The following is a 25,376-nucleotide window of genomic DNA, read 5'->3' on the forward strand; positions in this document are numbered from 1 at the left end:
CTTCTTCGGGCTGAGGAGGGAGGATGGTCAGGGACGGGGGGTGTCGTCATCGCCGGCCGTGGGGAAGCGGCCCGCTTTCATGTCCCGGCGGAATATCTGTGCGAAGGGGTCCGGTTCGATTTCCGGAAGATCGTTCGGAAGCTCGGAGACCCCGTCGGCGGGCAGCGTGAGCTTCGAGGCGGCACGTCGCGCCTCCCCCTCCTCGAAGGCCTCGCGCAGGTACTCCATGGCCTCGGCCTCGCGGCTCTGCGCCATGCGGTAGGCGAAGGACCGGTACTTGGAGGTCACGTCGAAGGTCTCTCCATCCATGACGATGCGCCCCTTCTCCATCCAGATCGCGCGGGAGCACATGTTCTCGATCGTCTTTGCCCCGTGATTCACCATGAAGACGGTGCCGGCGTTGCCCAGCATCTCGTTCATCTTGTTCTTCGACCGCTCGGCGAACGCCGCGTCACCGGTGGAGAGTGCTTCGTCGATCATGAGGATCTTCGGCTCCGCCATCACGGAGATCGCGAACTTGAGCCGAGACCCCATCCCCGAGGAGTAGGTGCGCATCGGGAGGTCGATCGCGTCCCCGAGCGCAGTGAGCTCGGCGGCCGCCTCGAACTTCTCGTCCGCCTCCTCCGGTGTCATGCCCAGGGCGAGGAATCCGAGCCTGATGTTCTCCGCTCCGGTGAGCTCGCTCATCAGGGCCGCGCTGACCCCGAGGAGCTGAGGGCGCGCGCTCGTGAGGACCACCCCGGAGGTGGGCGGCTCGACCCCGGCCAGCATACGCAGGAGGGTCGACTTCCCCGACCCGTTCCTGCCGATGATCCCCACGAACTCACCTTGCCGCACGGTGAGATCCACTCCTCGCACAGCGGGGATGGAGACCATCTGCCTGCGGGAGAGCACCTTGGCCGCCACCCCCTTGCGGGGCGCGCGATCCGTGCGCGGCGCCTTGTAGCGCATCCGCAGCTCATGGGCGACGACGGTCACCGCGGATTCCTTCGGAGCGACCCACGGGGTGCTCTCGTCCCCGAGCCCGTCCTCTTCTCCCGTGGTGGTCCAGTCAGCTGAGCTCTCGGCCATAGCTCGCCTCCTTCCTCCAGAAGAAGATGAATCCAGCGGCGACCAGGAAGATTCCCCAGGCGAGAACGATCAGCCAGGAATCGAGCGCGGGCACCTGCCCGTCGATGAGCGCGGTCCTCGTCATGTCGATGATGCGGTACAAAGGGTTCAACGAGATGAGGTCCATCACGGGACCGGGATCGATGAACCTGCTCAGCGGGAACATCACGCCGGAGCCGTACATCAGGAACCGGCTGATCACGCTCATCATGTTGGTGAGATCGGGGAAGTAGAAGCCGATCCTCGCCGTGATCAGGGTGATGCCCATGTTCACCAGCATGTGCAGCAGGAAGATCGGGATCAGCAGGAACCAGGTGAACTGGGGAAGAGCGTGCGGGGGCACCAGGATGATCGCGACACACATCGCGCCCATCGTGAACACCGCGGTCATGGCGCTCTGGAGCACGTTCGATATCGGTATCGATGCCCGCGGGAAGGTGAAGGCCTTGATCATCGATCGGCTGCCGCGCAGCGAGTTCGCTCCCGAGGAGATAGCGCTCGAGGTCGACCGGAACATGAGCACGCCGATGAGGAGGAACGCCGGGAAGTTCGAGAGTCCGCGATCGACCTCCAGGATCAGCCCGAAGATCACGTAGTAGGCCGCCGCGTCCAGCATCGGGCGCAGCACGAGCCAGACATTCCCGAGGCGGTTGCGCGTGTTCTGGGTGGCGGCACGATGCTGTGAGTCGTACCAGATGAAGTGCCGACGATCCCACAGCTGCTTCAGGTACTCGCCGAGTCCGGGGCGCACCCCGATAGGGCTCAGCTCACTCGCATCCTGACCCCGTGTCTCGAGCGCCCGGACGACGTCAGAAGCGCTCTTCACCTCATTCGCCACGGTGGTTCTCCTCAGTCGACTTCTGCACGGCCGCACAGTATGCGAGCTCGTACCGTTTCATCATCGCGGGCCACGTGCGCTCGCGAGCGGCTCGCCGTGCTCCATCGGCCAGGGTACGGCGCGACGCCTCGTCCCCGAGAAGGTCGACGAGTGCTGCGGCGAGCGCCTCGGGGTCGTCGGGCGGCACCAGCACCCCGTGCGCGCGCCCCTCGACATCCGTCACGGTCTCCCGCAGGGCGGGCAGATCGCTGAGCACGACCGGCCGACCCAGGGCCATCGCTTCGACCGGTTTCTGCGGAGTGACCGCGCGGGTGACGTCGAGATCCCTGCGGGCCACCACCACGGCATCCAGTGCCTGCACCCAACGACGAGCGTCCGCTCGAGGCACCCTCCCGGGCATCAGCACACGGTCCCCCAGGCCGAGCTCCTGGGCGGAGCGTGCGAGCGACGGTGCGGCGGTGCCGTCACCGATCAGGGCGATGCGCAGGTTGTCACGCAGATGCTCGGGCACCTCGCTGTCACCCGTGATCTTCGCGACAGCCTGCAGCAGCACGTCGAAGCCTTCATAGCCCACCAGCGCGCTGACGGCCCCGACGACCAGGGCGTCGGGCGGGAGGTCGACGCCGAGATGGGCTCTCGCCTCGGCAGGGGAACGATTCTCCTCGAGCAGATCGGGGTCGATGCCGTTGGGCACGAGAGTGATCCGGTGGGGCGGAATCCCTCGCTGCTCGAGCTCGTCGGCCATCGTGCGGCTCAGGGTGACCACGGCGGAGGCCTCCTGTGCCAGGTCGGCCTCCGCAGCCGCGACCAGTCGCACCTTCTCCGCCGCTGCGGCGCGCTCCTGCGCCGCCGCAGTGCTGTGCGAGGCGATCCACGTCTTCTCCATCAGGCCGCGCACCTCGAGGATCCACGGAATGCCGGTGGCGGCGCTGACGGCCTGGGCGACGAGGGCATTGCGATAGTCGGTCGTCGCGTGCAGGACATGCGGCCTGAACTCGCGGACGATACCGATCGCCTCGCGCACCTCCTGCAGCAGACGCGCTTCGGGCGTGGTGCCGAGCGCGGCGGGGAGGGTACGGCGATAGCGGATGTCGTCGATCACGTCCTCGTCGGCGCACCACGGGCGCCCGATCATGACCGGATAACCCGTGCGGGTGAGCGCGATGGACTGGATCCCGTGATCGCGGAGGCTGCACAGGATGTTGTGGGTGCGGACCGAGTACCCGGACTGGGTGTGCGGCAACGAGTTCGTGAGCAGATGGAGCACGCGGAGCGGCTCTCCCTCTGCGCGCTCGGAGCCCTCGGCTGCTTCGAGGTCGTCCACCGACAGTCTGTAGCCAGGGCTCACCAGCCGGCGCTCGCTGCGCAGTCTCTGCGCATACCGGGAGCCACCGCGGTCCGACCGCTCCAGGATCTCCGCCGCACCGCTGAGATCGCCGGCCATCCAGGCCATCCTTGCCCGAGTGACGGGCGAGGCACCGGAAGGGATCAGGTCGGTGCGGCCCAGGAGAAGCGCCACTTCGTCCCGGATCCGGGAACGGGCGGTCCCTGCCTTCAGGAGCAGGCGACCCGCCTCGTCCACGTCTCCTGCCATGAAGGCTCCCAGGGCCGCCGTGCCGTCACCGCGAGGCGTGCGCTCGGCAAGACCCTGCAGGACGGTACCCACCGTCACTCGAGTGCGCAGCGGCAGCCGCCGGGTCACCTGCACGACGAACAATGCCGGGTCATCCACCAGATGCTGAACAGCAGAGTGGACGAGCAGCTGCGCATTGTGCACGACGTGTCGTCGGATCGGCACGGCCCTCCTTGTTGCAGATGTCCACCGGGGTGACGGCTCGGCAAATCTTACTCACCCGCGAGACGACGGCTCGTCGCAGCCATGGACGCTCTCGCCTTCGCGTTTCGGATTCGGACGAGTGGAGCGCCCCGTCGCGTCGCAGCTGACCGGCCGCCGTCGGCCATGCTCCGCCTGGACCCGACTGAGGGCCGTCGCCGCGAGCTCCGCCACCACCGCCCCACCCCTGCAGGAAACCCCCGCCGACGCAGGGAGCGCACCCCGTCGTGCCCCTCCCCCGACACCTCGTAGCCTTCCTCCATGACTCCCGCCGGCCTCCTCGCCTTCTTCGGGCTCGCCGTGGTGACGATGGACGTGCTGGGCGGGGTGATCGCGATGGGGGTGCTGCTGCGCGGGGGCACGCGGCGCCACCTGCTCGCCTTCGTCGGCGGCTACGCGGTGATCGTCACCGGCGCGACGCTGATCCTGCATCCGGTGCTCGAGCTGCTCAGCCGGTGGCTGCGCCCGATCCTGGAGTCCAACGACGCGATCGGGGCTGTCGAGTTCGCGGTGGGGCTGGCGCTGATCGCCTTCAGCGTCCACCAGTTCCGCGCCGCAGCGCGATCGCGGCCGCACGGCCCGCTCGAGCAGCGCGCCGCCCCGACCCGGCTGGCCACCGTGCCGCTGCTGCTGGCCGGCGTGGCCTTCGCCGGCACGGCCCTGGCCGATCCCGGGTTCGCGGTCGCCGTCGGCATGGCCTCGCAGGAGCCGCACCTCTCGCTCCGCGTGGCGCTGCTGGTGCTGTGGAACCTACTCTACCAGTTGCCGCTGGTCGCCGTGCTCCTCGCGGCCGCGATCGGCAGGCACGAGCAGCTGGTCACGCGGGTGCTGGAGATCGTCGGCCCCCGCCGCCGCACCCTGCAGACGGTGCTCGCCGCGCTGCTGGCCCTCGCGGGACTGGCGGTGCTCGGCGACGGCCTGGTCGCCCTGCTCAGCGGGCACGTGCCGTGGCTGCGGCAGCTGATCATGCTGCGGTGAGCGTCGCCCTCACCCGCGCACTCCCTGTGCGGTCCGGTCGCCGGAGGCGACATCCGTCGGCCGCTCGTGCCGCAGCGACAGCGTCCCGCCCACGGCGAGCGTGACGAGCACGCCCAGCAGCGGATACCACTGCCAGGCCACCCACACCTCGCCGATCACGTACTTCTCCATCACGAAGAAGAACGCGTTCACGGCGACGGCGAGCACGAACGCGATGTTCGCATCCGCCGCGCGGGCGTGCCGGTTCACGATCCCGAACACGAAGGCGCCCAGCAGCCCGCCGTAGGTGATGCCGGCGACGCCGAGGGCGAGCACCACGATGCTGCCCTCGTCGGAGCGGAAGATCGTGGCCGGGGCGATGAACGCGAGCCCCCAGCCGATCGTGGCCCAGCGACCCACCCGCAGTCCCTGCGCGTCGGTCAGCGGCGTGCGGCGCAGCTTCGCGACCACGTCCGTGACTGTCGAGGAGCTCAGCGCCGACAGCGAGGAGGACAGCGTCGACATGGCGGCGGCGAGGATGCCCGCCAGCAGCAGCCCGGACAGGCCCGTGGGCATGCCCTCGATGATGAACAGCGGGAAGATCTCGTCGTCCCGCGTCAGGCCCAGCTCGTCGGTGCCCGCACCCTGGTAGTAGCCCCACAGGGCGAGGCCCACCGCGAGGAAGATCGCGAACTGCACGGTGACGATCACGCCGGAGACGATGATCGCCTTCTGCGCCTCGACCTTCGAGCGGCACGCCAGCAGGCGCTGCACGACGATCTGGTCCGAGCCGTGGGAGGCCATCGCGAACACGGCGCCGCCCAGCAGGGAGGCGAGGAAGGAGTCGTCGGCGCTGATCGGGCTGCCCGAGAACACCAGCAGCTGCGTCTTGCCGGCCTCGGCCGCCTCCCCCAGCCAGCCCGCACCGATGCTCGAGGTCACGAGCACGATCGCGATGATCCCGCCGAGCACGTAGAGCAGCATCTGCACCACGTCCACCCAGACCACCGCGGTGATCCCGCCGATGAAGGTGTACAGGATCGTCACCACCGAGAGGATCACCGTGATCGCGAAGTAGGAGAGGTCCACGCCCAGGCCGTCGAGGATCACCTTGAGCGGGATCGCGGCGGCGAGCACCCGGATCCCGTCCGCCAGCAGGCGCGTGATCAGGAAGGTGACGCCGGCGGTGGTCTGGGTGGAGCTGCCGAAGCGCTTGCCGAGATAGGCGTAGGCGGTGACCATCTCCCCGTCGTAGTAGCGCGGCAGCATGACGAACGCGACCACCACGCGCCCCAGGATGTAGCCGAGGCCCAGCTGCAGGTAGGAGAGGTCGCCCAGATAGCTCATCACCGGGATCCCGATGACGGTCAGGGCGCTGGTCTCGGTGGCCACCACCGACAGGCACACCGCCCACCAGGGCAGATCGCGCCCGCCCAGGAAGTAGTCCTTCAGTCCGGTCTGCTTGCCGCTGAGCCGCAGCCCGAGCCAGGCGGTCGCGATCAGGTAGGCCGCGATCACCAGCAGGTCGATCGTCTGCATGTCCGCTCTCCTTCGAGGTCGTTCCGGGCGTCGGTCCGGGACGAGCGGCCCGGTCCGGCACGGCCCGCTCTGCTCGAGCACGGCGGGCACAGCCCTCCATTGGGTCACAGAGCGGCGACGAGGACAAGGTGGGTGAGGCGTGGGAGTGGGCGCGCACCGGGTCTGCACGCTCTGGTCGGGGCCGTCGGCGCGCGACAGCCGCATGTCGGCGGCATCGCATCGGGACCGCGGACCGTGTCGAGGGATCTGCTGGATCGTCTGCTCGCTGCGGCGGACTACCGCCCGTCCCTGGCCCTCGCCGCCCGGCGGGAGGAGCCGATCGATCTCGCGGCCCGCCATGGCCTGGGCGCCCTGCGGGTCTTCGGCTCGGTGGCTCGCGGTGCGTACCATCACGCCTCGGACATCGATCTCCTCGTCAACGTGGATCCCGCGGCGGACCCGCTGAGGTACTCGATGTTCGTCGCCGAGGCGACCGAGATGCTCGGCTTCCCCTTCGACGTCGTCGTCGACACGGCGGACCTCGCTCCGCGCATCCGGCGTTTCGCGGTGCCGCTGTGACATTGCCATGACCGTCGTCGGCCGTCTGGCGGCTCAGTTGGAGGACGGGAAGCGGTTCGCCCCGCACCTGGACGTGGTGACCCACGAGGAGCAGCGTGGCATCACGACGCCGCGGAACATCGCCGTTCACAGCGACTATGGAGCGATCGACCCCGACATCTTCTGGCGGACGGTCACCGAACGGACCCCCAAGGTGACCAGCAGGATCCGTGCAGTTTACGAGCTCGAAGCGCAGACTCCAGCACCCCAGTCGACGCCGCGGCTACGTCCTCAGAGCAATCGCTCACCTTGACGCCTGCTCAACTGGCAAAGTCATGCCATGGACAAAAGTATTCGAGACGGAATCTTCGCCACCCTGCCCTTCCTCGGCGACGCGAGCGGTCTGCTCTCCGTCGAGCACGGGCGACCCGTGCTCCACCTCGACCTCTCCCTGCTGGACGCGGCGCAGATGGTCCAATCTCCCGTCATCGAGGGATACACCCGCAGCGGCGCTCGATTCACCGCGGTGCTGGATGGCTCGTTCTCCACCACCGGCCGCATCAGCTGCGTGCTCGATGATCTTCTCGTCGACGACCCATGGGACGAGAACCGCAGCGGTTTCGACCGGGACATCGTCCACACAGTTTTCGCGCTTTTCGACCCTCGGGCGATCGATCAGTTCTTCTTCCAGGACTTCCGTGGACTCGGCAAGGCCATCGACGGCGAGGTGCTGGAGCTGGTGGGCACCGACCTGGTGCACAAGTACTCGCCGGCACAAGTTGATGGACTCTCGCTGTCCATGACGACGAAGTCGGCGCAGTTCTCACGGGCTGCGGAAGAGCTCGCACGCAGCAGCCAGGAACGGATAGCCCTGCGCCTGGATTTCGAGCACCCCGTCCCACTCGAGGCGGCCCGCCGGAAAATAGCCGCGATGCAGTCCCTCATCGAAGCGGTCGGCAAGCCGTCGTTCCACTACCTTCGCGAGCTCACGATCTACTCGTCGAACCGCGGCGAACCCGGCTCCTCCGTCGTCGACTGGTGGTCACGGGGACTGCTCGGTGATCGCGGCACGGTCCCCTCCTCGAAGGTGGATCCGCTCCGCAGCGGCGGCATCGGAGACAGAAGGCTCGGACCCGCCGGGCTGAAGGAGCTTGGAGGGCTCCCCGCGCTCCTGCGGTGGGTCGCACTCTGCGACGAAGTTCCCCATTTGCTCTCCGTCCTCGATGCCCACGCCCGGGGACTCGCGATCGATGCCCGCGGTTCGATACTCTCCCTCGCCGTCGGCTGGGAGCATCTCGCGGCTCGCTCACGCGGCACGATCGAGTCCGCCGCATGGCGGGAGATCGCACAGCTGCTCACGGGCGATGAGGATCGCCTGCTACTCCACCGCCAGATGATCGAGTTGTGCTGGAACACCTACCTTCAGATCAAGCACGTGGCCCTTCGAGGAGGCGCCACGGACAACCGACGTGCCGTCCCCGATGACGACCACGACGCTCTAGCACTGGCCGCGGATTTCATGTACTCGACGGTGCTCGCCACAGCCTTCACGATCGCCGAGATACCGATCCCAAACGCCCTGACCCAGCGTCTCTTCGCCCACGATGACGCCAGGGGGTGGTGGCCGCTGTGGACGACCGTGGCGGAGAAGTACCGCCCTGCACCTTGACCAGGTCAGCGGATCTCGAACGACCACCGCCGGCCTCAGCGTGGACCCTTCGGACATGGCGACGCCTGTGCGGCGCGCATAAGCTCGGAGTAGACCCGTTCTCCCATCGCCGCGGCACCGCCGCCGCGCGGGACGGGCTGACTCACTCGACAGGAGGGACAGTGATGTCCAAGCTCTCGGAGGACGCAGCGGACCGGCTCACCGCCGTGCTGCGCGACGGCATGACGATCGCGGTGGGCGGCTTCGGCCTGTGCGGGATCCCCACCGACCTGATCAGGATCGTGCGCGACAGCGGGGTCACGGACCTCACCATCGCCTCGAACAACCTCGGCGTGGACGGCAAGGGCCTGGGCCTGCTGCTCGAGAACGGGCAGATCACGAAGGTGCTCTCCAGCTATGTCGGGGAGAACAAGCTGTTCATGCAGCAGTACATCGACGGGCAGCTCGAGGTGGAGTTCGTGCCCCAGGGAACGCTCGCCGAGCGGATGCGGGCCGGCGGCTCCGGCATCCCCGCCTTCTACACCCCCACCGGCTACGGCACCCCGATCGCCGAGGGCAAGCCCACCGCCGAGTTCGACGGCCGCACCTACGTGCTCGAGCGCGCGATCGCCGCCGATCTCGCGCTTGTCCACGCCCACACCGCGGACGTCAACGGCAACCTCCGCTACCGGCTCACCGCCCGCAACTTCAACCCCGTGGCCGCGATGTGCGGGGAGGTCACCTTCGCCGAGGCCGAGCACGTCGTCGAGCCCGGCGGCATCGCACCCGACGACATCCACACTCCCAGCGTGTTCGTGCACCACCTGATGCAGGCCACCGCCGAGAAGGACATCGAGCAGCGCACCGTGCACCCCCGCCCCGAGAACCGCCCTGAGACGCAGGAGGTGGCCTGAGATGGCCTGGACCCGTGACGAGATGGCGGCGATCGCCGCCGCCGAGCTGCGCGACGGCGACCACGTGAACCTCGGCATCGGCATGCCCACCCTGGTCGCGAACAACCTGCCCGAGGGCGTGGACATCGTGCTGCAGTCCGAGAACGGCGTGCTGGGCATGGGGCCCTGGCCGATCGAGGGCGAGGAGGACCCGGACCTCATCAACGCCGGCAAGCAGACCATCACCCTGCTGCCCGGTGCGACCGTCTTCGACTCCGCGACCAGCTTCGCCATGATCCGCGGTGGCAAGATGGCCACCGCCATCCTCGGCGCCATGCAGGTCACCGGCACCGGTGACATCGCCAACTGGCAGATCCCCGGCAAGCTCGTCAAGGGCATGGGCGGGGCGATGGACCTGGTCGCGGGGGCCCGCCGCGTGGTGGTCATGATGCAGCACGCCGCCAAGGACGGCACGGCGAAGATCGTCCACGAGTGCTCCCTGCCGCTGACCGGTGTGGGCGTGGTGGACCGCATCATCACCGAGCTCGCCGTCTTCGACGTCACCGACGGCGGCCTGGTGCTCACCCAGCTCGCCCCGGACGTCACCGAGGAGGAGGTCCGCGAGCTCACCGAGCCCGAGTTCACCGTCGGCCTCTCCGCCTGACCCGTCCCACGGCCTGACCCGTCCCACGGCCTGACCCGTCCCACCGCTCGTCCCGTCCCACCGCCCGACCCGCACCACTGCGGACCCGCACCACCGCTGACCCACCTCGCGCGAGGCGACCTCGCTCCGCGCGGCGATGCCGGGTCCACCCGGGTACCGTCGTGCCCGAGGTTCATCCGCCGACGCATGAAGGAGCCACGCTGTGACCACGATCGAGTTCGACGGCAGCACGCCCGAGGTGGCCGACTCCGCATGGGCGGCCCCGAACGCCACGTTGATCGGGACGGTGTCCCTCGCCGCGGAGGCGAGCGTGTTCTACGGCGCCGTGCTGCGCGGGGACATGGAGCCGATCACGATCGGCGAGCGCAGCAACATCCAGGACGGCTGCGTCGCGCACACCGATCCCGGGCATCCCGTGGTGGTGGGCACCGGGGTCTCCGTGGGCCATCGCGCCGTGCTGCACGGCTGCACCATCGAGGACGATGCCCTGATCGGCATGGGCGCCGTGGTGCTCAACGGTGCCGTGGTGGGGGCGGGCAGCCTGGTCGCCGCAGGTGCCGTGGTCACCGAGGGCATGCAGATCCCGCCGGGATCCCTGGTCGCCGGCGTGCCTGCGAAGGTGCGCAAGGAGCTGGACGAGGACGCGCTCGAGGCGCTGCGCCGGAACGCCCGGGTCTACGTCGACCTCTCCGCCCGTCACCGCGCCGCGACCGACTGACCCGTCCCGTCCACGGTCCGCGGGCACGCACCGTCGCGGGCTGCGCCCGGACCACGGCACTCAGGTGACAGCACCCACGTGACCATGCTCAGGTGACGGTGCTCAGGTGACAGGGCTCAGGTGACGGTGAAGGTGATCGTCCGCAGCGCGCCCAGACGGCCCGTCGCCGGATCGCGGTAGGCGATCTGGACCCGGTGCTCGCCGTCGGCCAGCGCGACCAGATGGGACACGAGGCTGCCCGGGGCCCGGGCGGCCATGTCCCACCGCCGTCCATCGACCCACAGGCTGTACTCCTGCTCCTCGCCGAGCCCGTAGGTGATGAAGGTCAGGAGCACGGAGCTGGTGCCGTCGGAGGTCTGCCCCGGGATCGTGGACCCATCGGCCGGGCTGAAGATCTGCGGGGCGAGATAGACGTACTCCTCGTCGGCCCCGACGCTCTCCGAGACCTCGCCGTCCTTCTCCTGGAGCACGCGGTAGGCGGTCGGGACGTCCGGAGCACCCGGAGCGGGCGAGAGGCTCCAGCTGCCGTCCTGCGCGACCTCGGTCGTGCCGACCTCCTGCTCGGTGTCGTCCAGGGCGCGCACGGTCGCACCGGGCTCGCCGGTCCCGGTGAGGGTGACCGGGAGCGCGAAGGTGCCGCCGGTCGGGAACTCCACCTCAGGAGCCGCCAGGGCCGGGTCCACCGGCTCGTCGGGCTCCGCCGGCTCGTCGGGCTCCGTCGGCTCCTCCGGTTCCTCCGGCTCCGTCGGCTCCTCCGGTTCCTCAGGCTCGGCCGGTTCCTCCGGCTCCGTCGGCTCGTCGGGCTCCGTCGGTTCCGCCGGTTCCTCCGGCTCCGCCGGTTCCGCGGGCTCGTCCGGTCCCGTCGGTTCGGCAGGCTCCTCGGGCACGGTGGGCACGTCCGGCTCCCCGGGGTCCGCCGGCACGGAGGGCTCGGTCGGCGCCGTGGGACCCTCAGGCTTCGCGGGCTCCTCCGACTCCGTCGGCTCGGCCGGGTCCTCCGGTGCCGTCGGGGCCGCGGGCGCCTCGGGCTCGGTCGGGGCCGCGGGCCCTTCCGGCACCGGCGCACCCGGCAGCGGGATCAGGACCGGGGGCACGGGCATCGACGGGCCGCGGTCCGACGGATCGTCGGGCTCGATCATCACCGACATCGACTCGTCCGCAGGCGGGTACCCCACGGACGGCGCATCCCCCGGGGGCACGGACCCCGGGGACCCGGACTCCGGGACCGCGGTCTCCGGGGCCTGCGCAGCCTCCGCGTCCTCCCCGGTCCCGTGCTGCCCGTCCCGGGCGCCGCCCTCCTCCGGCGCGGACCCCGGCTCCTCGCCGTCCTCGGGCACCGCGGACGCGCTCTCCTGGCCCCGGGCGCCGGGGATGGTCGACTCCGAGGTCGACTGCTCGGACTCCTCCTCGACGACGGGCACCTGCAGCGGCGAGACCGCGGACCTGCTCCCGTCGGCCACGTCGGAGCGGACCGGCGCCTCCTCGCCCTCGTCATCGCCCCCGTCGGCGAACACCCCCGCGGGAGAAGGAGGGTCGATCTGCGGGTTCGTGAGCACCACGAGACCGCCGACGACCACGGCGCCGACCGCGCCGCTCGCGGCGATGGTCGCACCATGCGCCATCAGCGCGGTCCTGACCGCCGAGACGGCACCGGCCGAACCCCCGCCCAGGGCCGTGCTCAGCCCCGAGGCCGCACCTCCGTCCACCGGGATCAGGGTGCCGGGACCTCCCGCGCCGGTCGATCCCGCGGCGACCGCACCCGCCTCGACCAGGACGCCCTGCCCCACGACCGAGAGCACCGGGGAGAGGTTCTCCAGCAGTGCGGAGGTGCCCAGGACCACCGGCAGCAGCACGCCCCGCATCCGGGCGGAGATCTGCCGCAGCTCGGCCAGCGCCGCGGTGCAGCGCACGCATCCCTCCAGATGCGCCTCCACGCGTGCGGCGCGCGAGCCCTTCAGGCGGCCCCGCTCGTACGCCCCCAGGTCCTGCGCCACCTCTCGGCAGCCGTCCTCGCCCGAGGTGACGTCCACGTGCACCTGCAGCCACGCCGCCCGCAGCCCTTCCCGCGCCCGTCGCGAGAGCTGCGCGACCGCGTTCGGGCTCTGCTTCAGCTGCGGAGCGAGGCTGCGCGGGGTCTCGCCCTCGACCTCCGTCAGCCAGAGGATCCGCTGCCACTTCTCGGGCAGGCCCACGAAGGCCCGTCGCATCAGCTGCCGGTCGAACAGCTCGTCCACGCCGTCCGAGACGACGAACCCGTCCGGCGCGATGGTCTCGACGTCGTCGACCGCGAACTCCCGTGCCCGTCGGGAACGATCGATGGCCTCGTTGCGCACCACCCGCATCAGATACCCGGCGAACCCCTCGCGCGGACCGCCTCCGCGGAGGGTGGACCTGAGGATCTTCAAGAACGCCTCCTGTGCGACGTCATCGGGATCATGAGCTGCTCCGAGGCGTCGCGCATGGTGGAGTGCGTCAGCGAAGTGGCGGTGGTAGAGCACGGAGTAGGCACCGGTGTCGCCGGAGCGCACAGCAGAGAGCAGCTCGTCGTCGGTGAACGTCTCGAACGACGCCTCTCCGGTGAGAGGGCTGGTGTCCATCATCTGCTGGGCCTGTCTGTTCACTGCCAACCGGGCATGCGTCCGCGCGTCCGGGTGCGAGCCGGCCGATGACCGCCACCGGGTACCACGGGCGATACGCCCGATTATGTCGTGCATGTGTCGTGCATCTCGACGGAACCGGAACTGGGCTTGACACGCGTCATAGAAGCCGACGTCGGACGTGGGGTGAGTGCACGGGGCTGAGGAGCCCCGTCGCTCGGAGCCGCACGGAGGACCATGAACAACATCGAGATGACCGACGTCGACGGTGACGCCCTCACCATCATCAGCCGCGAGGGGTCGACGTGGATCACATGCACCAGCGGCCGCGACGAGGTGACGGTCGGCCCCTTCCCGACCCGGTTGGTGGACGGCGTCCTCGAGCGCGGGCTGGGCCGGATGGGCGGGCTGGACCAGGAGGGCGGCATCACCGCCTCCCTGATGGGGAAGCCCGTGCCCTCAGCCGCCTCCGCCGAGGCGCCCGACGACGACGCGCGGGACCGTGCCTGGGAGGCCTTCGTGCGCGGCTCGGAGACCGGCTCGGTGCGCGACGCCTTGGACAGCGCGATCGCGGCCGCCGCCTCCGCCCCGCCCCGTCCGACGAGGACGGCCGAGCTCGCCGCGGAGCTGCGCCGTGTCGCGGTCACGGTCGAGGACGCGGACGACCTGGCCGCGCATCTGGTGACCCTCGGGTACCGGAAGGACTGACGAGCACGGCGGATGCCGAGCCCGACGCCCCCGCGTATCCTGCCGTGATGGACATGACGCCTGCCCTGATCGACTCGCTGCCGAAGGTCGTGCTCCACGACCACCTCGACGGCGGTCTGCGCCCCGCGACGGTCCTCGCACTGAGCCGCGAGGTGGGGGTGGCGGTGCCGGGCCTCGACACGGCCGCGTCGGACTCGAACGCGGCTGACTCGAACGCGGCTGACACGAAGGCTTCAGCCACGGACGCGGTGAACTCGACCGCAGCACCCGCCCCCGACACGGCGGAGCACCCCGCAGCCGACGCGACCGAGCACCCCGCGGCCGACGCGGCGGAGCTCACTGCGGCCGAGGAGACCCGAGCGGTCGCCGACTGGTTCCACGCCGCCGCCGACTCGGGCTCCCTGCCCGCCTACCTGTCCACCTTCGAGCGCACCCTCGCGCTCATGCAGACCGCCCCGCACCTGCGCCGCATCGCCCGCGAGTTCGTCGAGGACATGGTCGCCGACGGCGTGGTCTACGCCGAGACCCGCTGGGCCCCGCACCAGCACACCGAGGGCGGGCTGACCCTCGACGAGGCCGTGCAGGCCGTCCAGGACGGGCTCGACGAGGGCGTGGCCGCGGCGGCCGAGTCCGGGCGCCGCATCGTCGTGGGCCAGCTGCTGTGCTATCTGCGCCATCTCGACCCCACCGACGAGCTGGTGGACATCGCCCTGGCCCGCCGCGACTCCGGCGTGCTGGGCCTGGACCTCGCCGGGCCCGAGGCCGGCCATCCCGCCTCCTGGTTCCGCAGCCAGTTCGAGCGCGCCCGCGAGAACGGGCTGCGGGTCACCATCCACGCCGGGGAGGCCGACGGGCCAACCTCGATCGCCGACGCCCTGGACTGCGGCGCCGAGCGGATCGGGCACGGCGTGCGCCTGGTCGAGGACATCACCCTCGGCGGCGACGGGGGTGACGGCGGCGGCGCGGACGCCGACCGGCTGGGCCGCATCGCCCGGCGGGTGCTGGACGAGCGGATCTGCCTCGAGGTGTGCCCCAGCTCGAACCTGCAGACCGGGGTAGCCGAGGACATCGCGGGCCATCCCGTCGCCACGCTCCACCGCCACGGCTTCGCCCTGGCCCTCAGCTGCGACAACCGGCTGATGAGCCGCACCAGCACGAGCCGGGAGACGGCCCTGGTCGCGCAGGCGCTGGGCTGGGGACTGGACGATGTCCAGCGAGTGGTCCTCACCGGTCTCGAGAACGGATTCGCCCCCGCCGAGCAGCGGCAGATGCTGCGCGACGAGGTGGTGCTGCCGATCTTCGACGCCGTGCGCGGCACGGGACGCGGCGGGCAGGACGAGGAAGAGAGCAGCGGGGAGCTCGGCGAGGAGCTCGGCCCGTAGCGAGTCCTGCGGGCGGTCGTCGCCGCCCGTCGGCCGCGAGCGCCCCCTCCGCCGCGCGCACGGCCCGTCGTCGGTCGTCGCCGCCCGTCGGCCGTGGCGCCACCCGTCGGCCGTGGCGCCGCCCCTCGGCCAGGGCACCGGGCCCTTCGTCCGGTGCCGGCCGGGCCTCAGCTCTGCGTGACGCGGTGCAGGATCTCCAGGTAGCGGCGCGCGAGCACGTCGTCGTCGGCGTGCTCGGCGACCCACGCGCGACCGCTGGCCCGCACCTCGGTGCGGGAGCGATCCGCCGCCAGCTGGCGCCACAGCCGCGTGAGCGCCTCGAGGTCCTCGGGCGCGAGCACGTCCCCGGCCTCCGCCTCGCGGACCACGTCGGCCGCCTCGCCGTCCAGCAGAGCGGTGATGTGCCGGCCGGTCGCGAGCATCTCGTAGAGCTTCGAGGGCACCGTCCACGCGAACGGCGCCCAGTCGCGCAGGGACACGATGACGGTGTCCGCCCAGGCGTACTGCCGCCCCACCTCGCGATGCGGGATCCGCGGGATCACCTCCACGGGGGCGTCGAGCTCCTCCGCCAGGGCCGCCAGTGAGTCGGCCTCGACCCCGTGACCCACCATCCTGACCTGCACCTCCACCCCCTCACGACGCAGCGCCGCGGCGGCCTGCACCACGGTGTCCAGTCCCTGGGAGCGGCCCATGTTCCCCAGGTACAGGCAGCGCAGCTCGGGATGGTCGTCCGCGACGTGGTCGCGCTGGGCCGGCACCAGGGAGAGATCGGTGCCGTTGCGCACCACCTGCACGGGCTCCACGCCGCGCTCCCGCAGCACCTGGGCGAACCGTCCCGTGGTCGTGACCACGCCCCGGGCCCCGCTCTGCCAGCTGGTGACCTGATGGTGCACCTCGCCCTTGACGAGAGCGACGGTCCAGGCCAGCACCCGGCGCGAGATCCTGCGCCGTGCGGAGTGCACCTGCTCGGGACGGAGCGCGCCGACGGGGCCGACGTGCGTGACCAGATCCGGCCACGCGTCGCGCATCTCGACCACCAGCGGCACGTCCCACAGCACCGAGAGCAGTCGCCCCAGCATGAGCGTGGGGATGGCCGGGGCGGTCGCGATGATGACGTCGGGCCGGGTGCCGGGGCGGCGGAAGCGCCGACGCAGCCGACGCCACGAGTCCGCAGCGGCGACGAGGTGATCGGCGGTGCGGCTGCCGATGTCCGCCCGGTGCGGGAGATAGGCGGTGCGCAGCACCGTCTCGCCGTGCCGCCCCGTCTCGACCGCGCCCACGCGGTGGCTGCGGCGCTGCGTGGGGGTGGGGCGCCCGGCCGGGTAGTGGGGCACCGGGGCCGCGACCGTCACCCGGTGACCGGCGGCGAGGAAGCGCTGGACCAGCGCCGACCAGCGACGCTGCGGAGCCCCGAACTCCGGGGCGTAGTAGTGGGTGAGCAGCAGGAGTCTCATGCGCCGTCGAGGTGGTCGGCGGGCGTGGTGCGCTCGGCGGCGACGGACGCGGTGGGCGCGGTGCGCTCGGCGGGATCGGCGGGTTCGGCGGGTTCGGCGGAGGGATCGCCCAGGCCCAGCGCCGCCGCGGCGTCGCGCAGGTCCTGCGGGGTGACATGCAGGGTCTCCGGCGGCTCCGGCCCGTCCTTGGCGGTGGCCGTCTCGACCAGCAGCTCGATCTCCGCTGCCGCGGTCGAGCTCTCCCGCCCGGCGCCGTCGGAGCCGGCGTCGGCCTCCGACCGATCGTGCTCCCCCTCCGCCGCCGACTGCGCGGGCAGGGAGGCGATCGCGGCGGCCGGGATCAGCACGGTGCGGGCGCTGAGCTGGCGCGGCATCACGGAGATCGCTGCCAGCTCGCCGCCGGCATCCTGCTGATAGAGGTCCCGCACCCGCCCCACCGTCTTCCCGTCGCTGCCGCGCACGGGCAGACCGGCCAGCTCCTGGAGTCGGCGGGCCGCGGCGGCTCGCGACGGCAGAGCACGCTCTGCCGCCGAGGCCGAGTCCGGGCCTCCCGTGAGACCGGAGGTGCGGTCATCGGGGGCCTGGCCCGAGACCGGCTCACGGGCCGGCTCGGGGGCTGACTCGGGGGCTGACTCAGGGGTCATCGGTCACTTCCGCAGGATGTCACAGCCGTCGAGTCTACCGACCGGTGAACGCCGAGCGCGACGCCCGCCCACGCGCACGAGGGGACGTCAGCTGCGCACGAGGTGGCGCACGTACTCCTGGACGTCCTCCAGCGGGTCCGCGTCGACCTTCTTCTGCAGCTCACGCACCGTGTGCTCGCGCACCGTCAGGCTCAGCAGCAGCGAGAACAGGGTGCGGGCCGCCACCTTCGGGCTCACGTGCTCGGCGAGCCTGCCGTTCTCGGCATACCCCACGAGCACCTGCTCGAGCACGTGCTCGTGCACGAGGCGCAGGCGCGCGATGCGGAAGCGACCCGGATGGTCCGGGTTCACCACCTCGGCGGAGAACGTGGACAGCAGCCACATCGGGTGCTGGCGCGGATCCCACGGCCCGGACAGCGCCGCGATCAGGGACTGGGGCGAGGTCCGGAGCGCCTCGACCGAGTCCAGCAGCCCCTGCGCATGCGCCTCGAGGCGATCGACCACGGCGCTGAGCAGGGCATCCTTCGAGGAGAAGTGGTGCAGCATCCCGGGATGGGAGATACCCACCCGCCGCGAGATGTCCCGCAGGCTCGCGCCGTGATATCCGCGCTCGGCGAAGAGGGCAGAGGCCGCGTCGAGGATCTCCTCGCGACGGGCGGATCCGGGCCGGGACGGCCGGGCCCCCGGCTCGTCCAGCGCGCCGCCGGCGAGGCCCTCGGTCGAGGTGCCCACGGCGGTGCGCAGGTCATCGCCCGTCTCGAGCCCGTCGGCCGTGATCGAGTCCAGAGTGCGCAGCGCCTGGGAGAGCGGATCGACGCTCATGGCCACGCCCCCTCCCCCGGCGGCTTCCTCGCCCACGCGGTCCGAGAACATCGATGACAGCGGCGAAGGGCCGGTCCCGGTCCCGGGAGGGCCATTGGAAGCAGCGAGCGTCATCGATGGTTCTCCTGACTTGTCAGCTCTTGGCGGCGAGCAGCTCCGCGATCTGGATGGCGTTCAGGGCGGCGCCCTTGCGCAGATTATCCGCCACGGCGAAGAGGACGAGACCTCTGCCGTCCGGCACGGACCGGTCCTGGCGGATGCGGCCGATGAACGTACCATCGCGGCCCGCCGCCTCGAGCGGGTTCGGGACGTCGACCACCTCGACCCCGGGGGCCGCGTCCAGCAGCTCCCGCGCGCGCTCCGGAGTGATCTCCCGATCGAACTCCGCATGGATCGCGAGCGCGTGACCGCTCATCACCGGCACCCGCACACAGGTGCCCGCGACCGGCAGCTCCGGCAGACCCAGGATCTTGCGGGACTCGTGGCGCAGCTTCTGCTCCTCGTCGGTCTCGCCCGAGCCGTCGTCCACCAGGTTCCCCGCCAGCGCGACCACGTTGTAGGCGATCGGCTTGACGTACACCTCGGGCTCGCCGAGGTCCACGGCGGCGCCGTCCACGGCGAGCTTCTCCACGTCGTCGACACCCTTGCGGAGCTGACCTGCGAGTTCGGCGACGCCGGCGACGCCGGACCCCGAGACGGCCTGGTAGGTGGCGACCTTCAGACGGGCCAGACCGGCCTCGTCGTGGAGGGTCTTCAGGGCCGGCATGGCCGCCATCGTGGTGCAGTTCGGGTTCGCGATGATGCCGCGCGGCGGGCTCGCGAGCGCCTCCGGATTGACCTCGGAGACCACCAGCGGGACCTGCTCGTCACGGCGCCAGGCCGAGGAATTGTCGACCACCGTGGCACCGGCCTCGGCGAAGCGCGGCGAGAGCGCCTTCGAGGTGGAGCCGCCGGCGGAGAAGAGCGCGATGTCGACCCGCTGCCCCTCGGAGGTCAGATCGGCGGTCTCGGCGTCCTCGACGACCAGGTCCAGGCCCGCGTACTGCACGGTGCTGCCGGCGCTGCGCGCGGAGGCGAAGACACGGATCGCGCGGTGGGCTACCGATCGGTCGGCGAGCAGGGTGAGCATCACACGGCCCACCTGTCCGGTGGCGCCGACGACCCCGATGACCGGCCCATCGGCCGTGTACCCCGGGGTGGCGGTGAAGTCGGGAGTGCTGGTGCTGGCGTCGGTGCTGGCGTTCATCGTCCGGTCCCTCCGTAGACCACGGCCTCGGTCTGCTCGGCGTCGAGGCCGAACGCCGTGTGGATCACGCGCACCGCGTCGTCGAGCCGAGCCTGCTCGGTGACCACGGAGATGCGGATCTCCGAGGTGGAGATCATGTCGATGTTGATGCCGGCCTCGCCGAGCGAGCGGAACAGCGTCGCGGAGACGCCCGGGTGCGAGCGCATCCCGGCGCCGACGATGCTGACCTTGCCGATCTGGTCGTTGTAGCGGACCTCGGTGAAGCCGATCTCGCCGTGCGCCTCCTCGATGGCCTTCAGGGCTGCGGGGGCGTCGGACTCCGGGAGCGTCAGGGAGATCGCGACGGTGTCGTCCACGGTCGAGGAGTTCTGCACGATCATGTCGATGTTCGCGCCGGTGCCGGCGACCACGTCGAACAGCTTCGCGGCGCGGCCGGGCAGGTCCGGCACCTCGACCACGGTGATCTTGCCTTCGCTGCGGTCGTGGGCGACGCCCGAGATGATCGGCGCCTCGAGGCCCGGTGCTGAGATGTCGTGCATGGGGAGCTCCTTGCTCGGGTCGGCGGCGTCGCGTCGCACGACGTCCGCGGTGCGGAGGGTGACGTCGGGGTCGAGGGGGATCTCGCGCTCCGCGTCGTCGGCGACGATCGTCCCCAGACGGCCCGAGTACGAGGAGCGCACGTGCAGCGGCACGCTGTAGCGGCGCGCGTACTCGACGCTGCGCGCCATCAGGATCTTCGAGCCGTTGGCGGCCATCTCCAGCATCTCCTCGCTGGAGATCAGCGGCACCCGGCGCGCGGCCGGCGCGATCCGCGGGTCCGCGGAGAACACGCCGTCGACGTCGGAGTAGATCTCGCAGACGTCCGCCTCGAGCGCCGCGGCGAGCGCGACGGCGGTGGTGTCCGAACCGCCGCGGCCCAGGGTGGTGATGTCCTTGGTGCTGTCCGAGACGCCCTGGAAGCCGGCGACGATCGCGACGGAGCCGCCGTCGAGGGCCTCCTCGATGCGGCCGGGGGTGACGCGCAGGATGTGCGCCCTGCCGTGCACCTCGTCGGTGATCAGGCCCGCCTGCGAGCCGGTGTACGCCCGGGCCTCGATGCCGGCGTCGTTCAGCGCCATCGACAGCACGGCCATCGAGATCCGCTCACCGGCGGTGACCAGCATGTCGAGCTCACGCGGCGGCGGGTTCGGGGAGACCTGCTCGGCGAGATCGATGAGCTCATCGGTGGTGTCGCCCATCGCGGAGACCACGACGACCACCTTGTGGCCGGCCTTCGCGTAGAGGGAGATGCGCCGTGCGACGCGCTTGATGGAGTCGGCGTCAGCGACGGAGGATCCTCCGAATTTCTGGACGACCAGGCTCATGGGGCGGTTCCTTTGACTGTCGAGGACGGGGCGGGGGTCGTGCGGGGTGCTGCGGGCCGTGCCGGCGGTGCCGGCGGTGCTGATCCTGCTCGCGGCGCCGACGGTGCCGTGGTGCTCACGGCACCGAAGCGCCGGTCGCGGTCACGCTCGCGGCACCGAAGTGCCGATCGCGGTCGCGCTCGCGGCACCGAAGTGCCGGTCGCGGTCGCAGCACCGAAGTGCCGGTCATGCTCGCGGCACCGAGGGCGCCGTGGTGCTGGTGGCACGGGTGTGCCGTCGTGCTGCCGCGAGGTGCGGAGCGGCGTGCCCTCACGCACCGGGCACTGCGCGTTGCGCGCCGCCGAGGATCCGGCGGCGACTTGCAGGCGCAGCGGCCAGTCTACGAAAACGCCTGGTAAGAACCCCAGTGACCTCGGCATTCGAGACGAGACCCCTGGTCACGGGGGTTCCGCGGCGTGACCAGCACAACATCTCCCCGGGCGCGGCGGGATCGGCATCGGCCCGCGCGGGGCGTATTCTCCCCCGGCCCAGGACCCCGCCCGCGGCCTCCATGTGGCACCCCCGGCGGCCATGGCATCCATGTGGCATCCCCGGCGGCCACGGCATCCATGTGGCATCCACAGTGACCACAGCTCCCATGGCTCCTCCACGGGCAGCCGCGCACGTCACCTCCCCGGTCAGCGCTGCAGAGTCGGGGGAAACCGAGCTCCAATCCCCCAACTCTGCCCCGCTGGCCGGAGGCCTCGACGACCCGCGGAGCGCACCTCGCCCGCTTCACCCGCCTCACCCCTCACGCGCTTTACCCGCCTCACCCGCCTCACCCGCTTCACGCCTCGCCCGGCTCGGACCCGTTCGCCTCACCAGCTTCACGCCTCGCCCAGCTCAAGCCCACCCGCCCCACCCGCTTCACGCCTCGCCCACCTCGGACCCGTTCGGCCCAGCCCATCCGGCACCCGTCACACTCCCCCAGGCACCGCACACAGGCCAACGCAACGAAACTCGGGGAAACAGGGCTCGATACCCACAACTCTGCCCCGCTGACGGGGGTGCGAGGAGGTCGACCGCGTCAGGGCGGCCCGAGTACGCGAGACGCTGGAGATGCTCGGCACTCGAGCCCCGGGAAGGAAGGGCGTCCTCGTGAACCGGGAGAGGGAGGACCCGCGGCAGCCGGAGACGTCGTCCCGTCGGCCCTCCGCCATGGGGAGGAGCAGTGCGCCGGGCCGAGGACCTCGAGGTTGTGGACGACCTGCGATGCTCGAGCACCCGCTGTCCGAGCATGAGCCCATGTCCCGCCGTCCGTCGCCGCTGCCACCCTCGCTGCCGCACCCCGTCTTCAGGACGTCAGAGGCTCGGCGGGCCGGAGTGAGCACCGACCGGCTGCGGGCTCGCGACCTCCGCCGCCTCGGCTACGGGCTCCATGCCCGCATCGATGTCGACCTCACCGAGGCGGCGATCCTCTCCGCGCTGACCCGCACTGATCCGAGGGTCGTCGCCCGCGGTCTGAGCGCGGCGCGCTTCTGGAAGCTCCCCCTCCCCCGGCCCGAGCAGAACTGGGTCACCGAACCAGAGATCACCCCGGTGGAGGTCTCAGCGAACGGTCATGCCCGTCGGGACACCGCCGTCGTGCGCTGGAATCGCCAGCGCATCCGTCCCGAGGAGATCGTCGTCGCTGACGACGTCCGCGTCACCGACAGGGTGCGCACCTGGCTCGATCTCGCTCAGCTCCTGCCCCTCGACCCGCTCGTCCACATCGGCGATCACCTCATACGACACCCTCGCAGTTCCTTCGAGAAACGGAACAGCGCCTTCGCCTCGCCGTCGGAGCTCCGCGATGCCATGCAGGGGTACCCGGGCCCCGGGCGGCCGCTGCTGCGTCAGGCTCTCGCGCTGATCCGGGTGGGGAGCGACTCGCCCGCGGAGACTGCGCTGCGCCTCGCCGCCGAGAGGGCGCACCTCCCCCGCCCCGTGCTCAACACCCGCCAGTTCGTCGATGGCTACGACCTCGGGGAACCCGATCTCGCATGGCCCGAGTGGAAGGTGTGCGTCGAGCACGACGGGCCGAGTCATCGCACATCGGCGCAGCAGCAGAGGGACATCGCCCGCCGCGAGCTCCGGGAGTCCCTCGGCTGGGTCGAGGTCCAGACGGTCGCAGTCGACCTCCGCGATGGGTGCTTCCGGGGAGTGCGTCGGATGCGGGAGGCGCTCGTCCGTCAGGGTTGGCGCCGGGGAGAGTGACCGAAGCACTCCCCTGGCCGGACCACGAGGAACACTCCCCGGTCCCGCGAGCGCGCTACCCACCCCGTGAGCTCGTCCCACCCCGTGAGCCCTCAGCCCACCCCGTCAGCTCGTCCCACCCCGTGAGCGCTCAGCCCACCCCGTCAGCTCTCCCCCATGAGCTCTTCCCACCCCGTCAGCTCTTCCCACCCCGTCAGCGGGGCAGAGTTGGGGGTATCCAGCCTTGATTCCGCCACCTTTGCCCCGCTGGCGCTGGAGGGATGACGGGTGAGGATGGGGTGCGGCGGGTGAGGGCGGGGTGCGGAGGAATGACGGGAGAGGGCAGGAGCCGGTGAGGGCCGCGGGCGACGGCAGAGGGCAGAAGGCCGCGGGCGAGGCCGCGGGCGAGGGCGGAGGGCGGATCAGGCCTGCTCGGTGAGCTCCGTGAGCAGGGCGCGGGCGCCGTCGGCGCGCAGCACTTCCAGGGCGTGGAGGTAGGGCGCCGTGAACGCCTCCTGGGCCACCAGATCCCCGAACAGCTCCTCATCGCGGAGGAAGGCGAGCAGGTCCTCGTCGTGCCGCGCGGCCGCGGCCATCACCCGGTCGTGGAGGCGGTCCACCACGGGCCATTCCTCCCCGTGCTCCCCCGTGCCCTCCGCGTACCGCGCCCAGGAGGCCACGATCGCAGCGCTCGCGGTCACGTCCCGCCCGGCCTCGAGGTTCTCCCGGATCACGGGCACCAGCCAGGTGGGGATGCGGTCCGAGGACTCGGCCGCGAGGCGTGCGAGGGTGTCCTTCACGCTGCGGTTCGCGAAGCGGTCCATGAGCTCGTCCTTGTAGGCGGTGAGGTCGATGCCCGGCACCTCGGGGACGGTGGGCGTGCCCTCGTGATCCATGTAGAGGGTGCGGGTGAAGGGGGCGAGGCGCTCGTCGACCGCGGCCTCGTCGGCGAAGGTGTGCCCGAGCAGCAGGCCGAAGTAGGCGATCGCCTGGTGGGAGCAGTTCAGCAGGCGCAGCTTCATCAGCTCGTACGGCTCGACGTCCTCGACCATCTGCACCCCCACCTCCTCGTAGGCGGGACGGCCGGCGGGGAACTCGTCCTCGAGCACCCACTGGACGAAGTCCTCGCTCACCACCGGCCAGGCGTCGTCGATGCCGTACTCCGCCGAGACCATCTCCACGTCCGCCTCGGCGGTGACCGGGGTGATGCGGTCCACCATGCAGTTGGGGAAGGCGACCTCGGACTCGATCCAGTCCGCGATCGGCGCGTCGCCGTGCAGGCCGTTCTCGTCCCGACGCCGGGCGTAGGCGAGGATCATGCGCCGGGCGAGATCGCCGTTGCCGCGCACGTTGTCGCAGGACATCACGGTGAAGGGGGCGGTGCCGGCTTCGCGTCGGCGGCGCAGCGCCTCGACCACGTAGCCGAACATGGTGCGGGGATGTCCGGCCCGCTGCGCGGAGTTCGCTCCCCCGTCGTCGGAGCCCGCGAGGCCCGCGGCCTGGGCGCCGACGGCGTCGAAGCGCGTGGAGAGGTCCGCGGCGACGGCCTCGGTCTCGTACTGGAACCCGCCGGTGGAGGGGTTGTAGTTGTAGCCGCCCTCGGTCACGGTCAGCGACACGATCCGCACCGCGGGATCGACCATCTGCGCGAGCACCGCCTCGGGGTCGTCGGGCGCGAACAGGTAGCGGGCGATCGAGCCGATCACCCGCGGATCCTGCGTCCCGTCGGGCGCCTTCGTGACCAGCGTGTACAGGCCGTCCTGGGACGTCAGCGCGTCGCGCATGCGGGCATCGCCGGGCAGCAGGCCCACCCCGCAGATCGCCCAGTCGCGGTCGCGGCCGACGTTCATCAACCGGTCCAGGAACATGGCCTGGTGGGCGCGGTGGAATCCGCCGACGCCGAAGTGGACGATGCCGATCCGGCGGTCGTCGAGCGGGTAGCCGGGCACCGCGACCTCGCCGCGATCGACGATCTCGGGCAGGGCGGAGGCGTTCAGAGCAGTCATGGCTCATCCTTCATCGACGAGTGATGGTGAGGCCGACGATACACAGTCCGACGTCAGATGAGCAGGGAATCGTGCTCACCTGTTGCCGGGGGCCGGTGCCCGGCCCGACGGATCCCGCAGCGCCCGACGACCCCGCGCCAGCAGCCTCGCCGGGCGACAGCCCAGCCACCTCGCCGGGCGACAGCTCGGTCTCCTCGCCAG

At 71.1% G+C, this 25,376-nt stretch carries 21 protein-coding genes; 10 read left to right on the plus strand and 11 right to left on the minus strand.

What is annotated here, in order from left to right:
* Positions 1–27: 27 nt before the first annotated feature.
* From ACT3SP_RS15230 to ACT3SP_RS15240, 3 genes are read right to left on the minus strand one after another with little or no spacing between them, the layout of a single operon-like run.
* A complete protein-coding gene (locus tag ACT3SP_RS15230) occupies positions 28–1,071 on the minus strand; it encodes an ABC transporter ATP-binding protein (RefSeq protein WP_444588153.1) in 1,044 nt (347 codons plus the stop codon).
* Positions 1,052–1,948 carry an ABC transporter permease gene (locus ACT3SP_RS15235; RefSeq protein WP_444588154.1) on the minus strand — a complete coding sequence of 299 codons (897 nt, stop codon included), beginning with the start codon at positions 1,946–1,948 and terminating at the stop codon, positions 1,052–1,054. Before ACT3SP_RS15235 ends, ACT3SP_RS15230 begins: the two co-directional genes overlap by 20 nt.
* Entirely contained in the window at positions 1,938–3,746 is a 1,809-nt protein-coding gene (locus ACT3SP_RS15240) for a glycosyltransferase family 4 protein (RefSeq protein ID WP_444588155.1), read from the minus strand. The genes ACT3SP_RS15235 and ACT3SP_RS15240 overlap by 11 nt, the downstream gene beginning before the upstream one ends.
* Positions 3,747–4,043: 297 nt before the next feature.
* Here ACT3SP_RS15240 and ACT3SP_RS15245 point away from each other — a divergent pair, with 297 nt between their 5' ends.
* Positions 4,044–4,760: a hypothetical protein gene (locus tag ACT3SP_RS15245; RefSeq protein ID WP_444588156.1), complete on the plus strand. Its 717-nt coding sequence runs from the start codon at positions 4,044–4,046 to the stop codon at positions 4,758–4,760.
* 9 nt (positions 4,761–4,769) lie between these two features.
* Here ACT3SP_RS15245 and ACT3SP_RS15250 read toward each other — a convergent pair whose 3' ends face one another.
* Positions 4,770–6,278, minus strand: a complete 1,509-nt coding sequence (locus ACT3SP_RS15250) for a sodium:solute symporter (protein WP_444588157.1) — start codon at positions 6,276–6,278, stop codon at positions 4,770–4,772.
* Between the two features lie 234 nt (positions 6,279–6,512).
* On the opposite strand from ACT3SP_RS15250, the gene ACT3SP_RS15255 reads away from it, so the two are divergent.
* From ACT3SP_RS15255 to ACT3SP_RS15280, 6 genes are all read left to right on the plus strand, one after another.
* Complete coding sequence (locus ACT3SP_RS15255) at positions 6,513–6,836, plus strand: nucleotidyltransferase family protein (RefSeq protein WP_444588158.1); 324 nt, start codon at positions 6,513–6,515, stop codon at positions 6,834–6,836.
* Positions 6,837–6,843: 7 nt separating this feature from the next.
* The gene (locus ACT3SP_RS15260) at positions 6,844–7,128 is read left to right on the plus strand and encodes a hypothetical protein (protein WP_444588159.1); all 285 of its coding nucleotides are present in this window, start codon (positions 6,844–6,846) and stop codon (positions 7,126–7,128) included.
* A gap of 117 nt (positions 7,129–7,245) precedes the next feature.
* Positions 7,246–8,484 (plus strand): hypothetical protein, encoded by a 1,239-nt coding sequence (locus ACT3SP_RS15265; RefSeq protein ID WP_444588160.1) that lies wholly within the window; start codon positions 7,246–7,248, stop codon positions 8,482–8,484.
* Between the two features lie 164 nt (positions 8,485–8,648).
* On the plus strand, positions 8,649–9,377 hold the full coding sequence (locus ACT3SP_RS15270; protein ID WP_444588161.1) for a CoA transferase subunit A: 729 nt from the start codon (positions 8,649–8,651) through the stop codon (positions 9,375–9,377).
* A gap of 1 nt (position 9,378) precedes the next feature.
* Positions 9,379–10,020: a CoA transferase subunit B gene (locus tag ACT3SP_RS15275; RefSeq protein ID WP_444588162.1), complete on the plus strand. Its 642-nt coding sequence runs from the start codon at positions 9,379–9,381 to the stop codon at positions 10,018–10,020.
* Positions 10,021–10,222: 202 nt separating this feature from the next.
* A complete protein-coding gene (locus ACT3SP_RS15280) occupies positions 10,223–10,738 on the plus strand; it encodes a gamma carbonic anhydrase family protein (RefSeq protein WP_444588163.1) in 516 nt (171 codons plus the stop codon).
* A gap of 116 nt (positions 10,739–10,854) precedes the next feature.
* Here ACT3SP_RS15280 and ACT3SP_RS15285 read toward each other — a convergent pair whose 3' ends face one another.
* Positions 10,855–13,359: a sigma-70 family RNA polymerase sigma factor gene (locus tag ACT3SP_RS15285; protein ID WP_444588191.1), complete on the minus strand. Its 2,505-nt coding sequence runs from the start codon at positions 13,357–13,359 to the stop codon at positions 10,855–10,857.
* Between the two features lie 213 nt (positions 13,360–13,572).
* On the opposite strand from ACT3SP_RS15285, the gene ACT3SP_RS15290 reads away from it, so the two are divergent.
* Positions 13,573–14,043 (plus strand): hypothetical protein, encoded by a 471-nt coding sequence (locus tag ACT3SP_RS15290; RefSeq protein WP_444588164.1) that lies wholly within the window; start codon positions 13,573–13,575, stop codon positions 14,041–14,043.
* A gap of 53 nt (positions 14,044–14,096) precedes the next feature.
* A complete protein-coding gene (locus tag ACT3SP_RS15295) occupies positions 14,097–15,425 on the plus strand; it encodes an adenosine deaminase family protein (protein WP_444588192.1) in 1,329 nt (442 codons plus the stop codon).
* Between the two features lie 167 nt (positions 15,426–15,592).
* Here ACT3SP_RS15295 and ACT3SP_RS15300 read toward each other — a convergent pair whose 3' ends face one another.
* From ACT3SP_RS15300 to ACT3SP_RS15320, 5 genes are all read right to left on the minus strand, one after another.
* Positions 15,593–16,879, minus strand: coding sequence for a glycosyltransferase family 4 protein (locus tag ACT3SP_RS15300; RefSeq protein WP_444588165.1), 1,287 nt, complete (start codon positions 16,877–16,879; stop codon positions 15,593–15,595).
* Positions 16,876–17,523: a PRC-barrel domain-containing protein gene (locus tag ACT3SP_RS15305; protein ID WP_444588166.1), complete on the minus strand. Its 648-nt coding sequence runs from the start codon at positions 17,521–17,523 to the stop codon at positions 16,876–16,878. The genes ACT3SP_RS15300 and ACT3SP_RS15305 overlap by 4 nt, the downstream gene beginning before the upstream one ends.
* A gap of 87 nt (positions 17,524–17,610) precedes the next feature.
* A complete protein-coding gene (locus ACT3SP_RS15310) occupies positions 17,611–18,345 on the minus strand; it encodes a TetR/AcrR family transcriptional regulator (RefSeq protein ID WP_444588167.1) in 735 nt (244 codons plus the stop codon).
* Between the two features lie 133 nt (positions 18,346–18,478).
* Complete coding sequence (locus tag ACT3SP_RS15315; RefSeq protein ID WP_444588168.1) at positions 18,479–19,591, minus strand: aspartate-semialdehyde dehydrogenase; 1,113 nt, start codon at positions 19,589–19,591, stop codon at positions 18,479–18,481.
* Positions 19,588–20,955, minus strand: coding sequence for an aspartate kinase (locus tag ACT3SP_RS15320; RefSeq protein WP_444588169.1), 1,368 nt, complete (start codon positions 20,953–20,955; stop codon positions 19,588–19,590). Before ACT3SP_RS15320 ends, ACT3SP_RS15315 begins: the two co-directional genes overlap by 4 nt.
* A gap of 1,362 nt (positions 20,956–22,317) precedes the next feature.
* Between ACT3SP_RS15320 and ACT3SP_RS15325 the strand changes: the two genes are divergently transcribed.
* Positions 22,318–23,190, plus strand: a complete 873-nt coding sequence (locus ACT3SP_RS15325) for a hypothetical protein (protein WP_444588170.1) — start codon at positions 22,318–22,320, stop codon at positions 23,188–23,190.
* A 401-nt stretch (positions 23,191–23,591) separates the two neighbouring features.
* On the opposite strand, the gene ACT3SP_RS15330 is transcribed toward ACT3SP_RS15325, so the two are convergent.
* Complete coding sequence (locus tag ACT3SP_RS15330; RefSeq protein ID WP_444588171.1) at positions 23,592–25,175, minus strand: mannitol dehydrogenase family protein; 1,584 nt, start codon at positions 25,173–25,175, stop codon at positions 23,592–23,594.
* Positions 25,176–25,376 lie beyond the last annotated feature (201 nt).

The organism is Brachybacterium sp. AOP43-C2-M15, from assembly GCF_052446295.1.
Taxonomy (GTDB): domain Bacteria; phylum Actinomycetota; class Actinomycetes; order Actinomycetales; family Dermabacteraceae; genus Brachybacterium.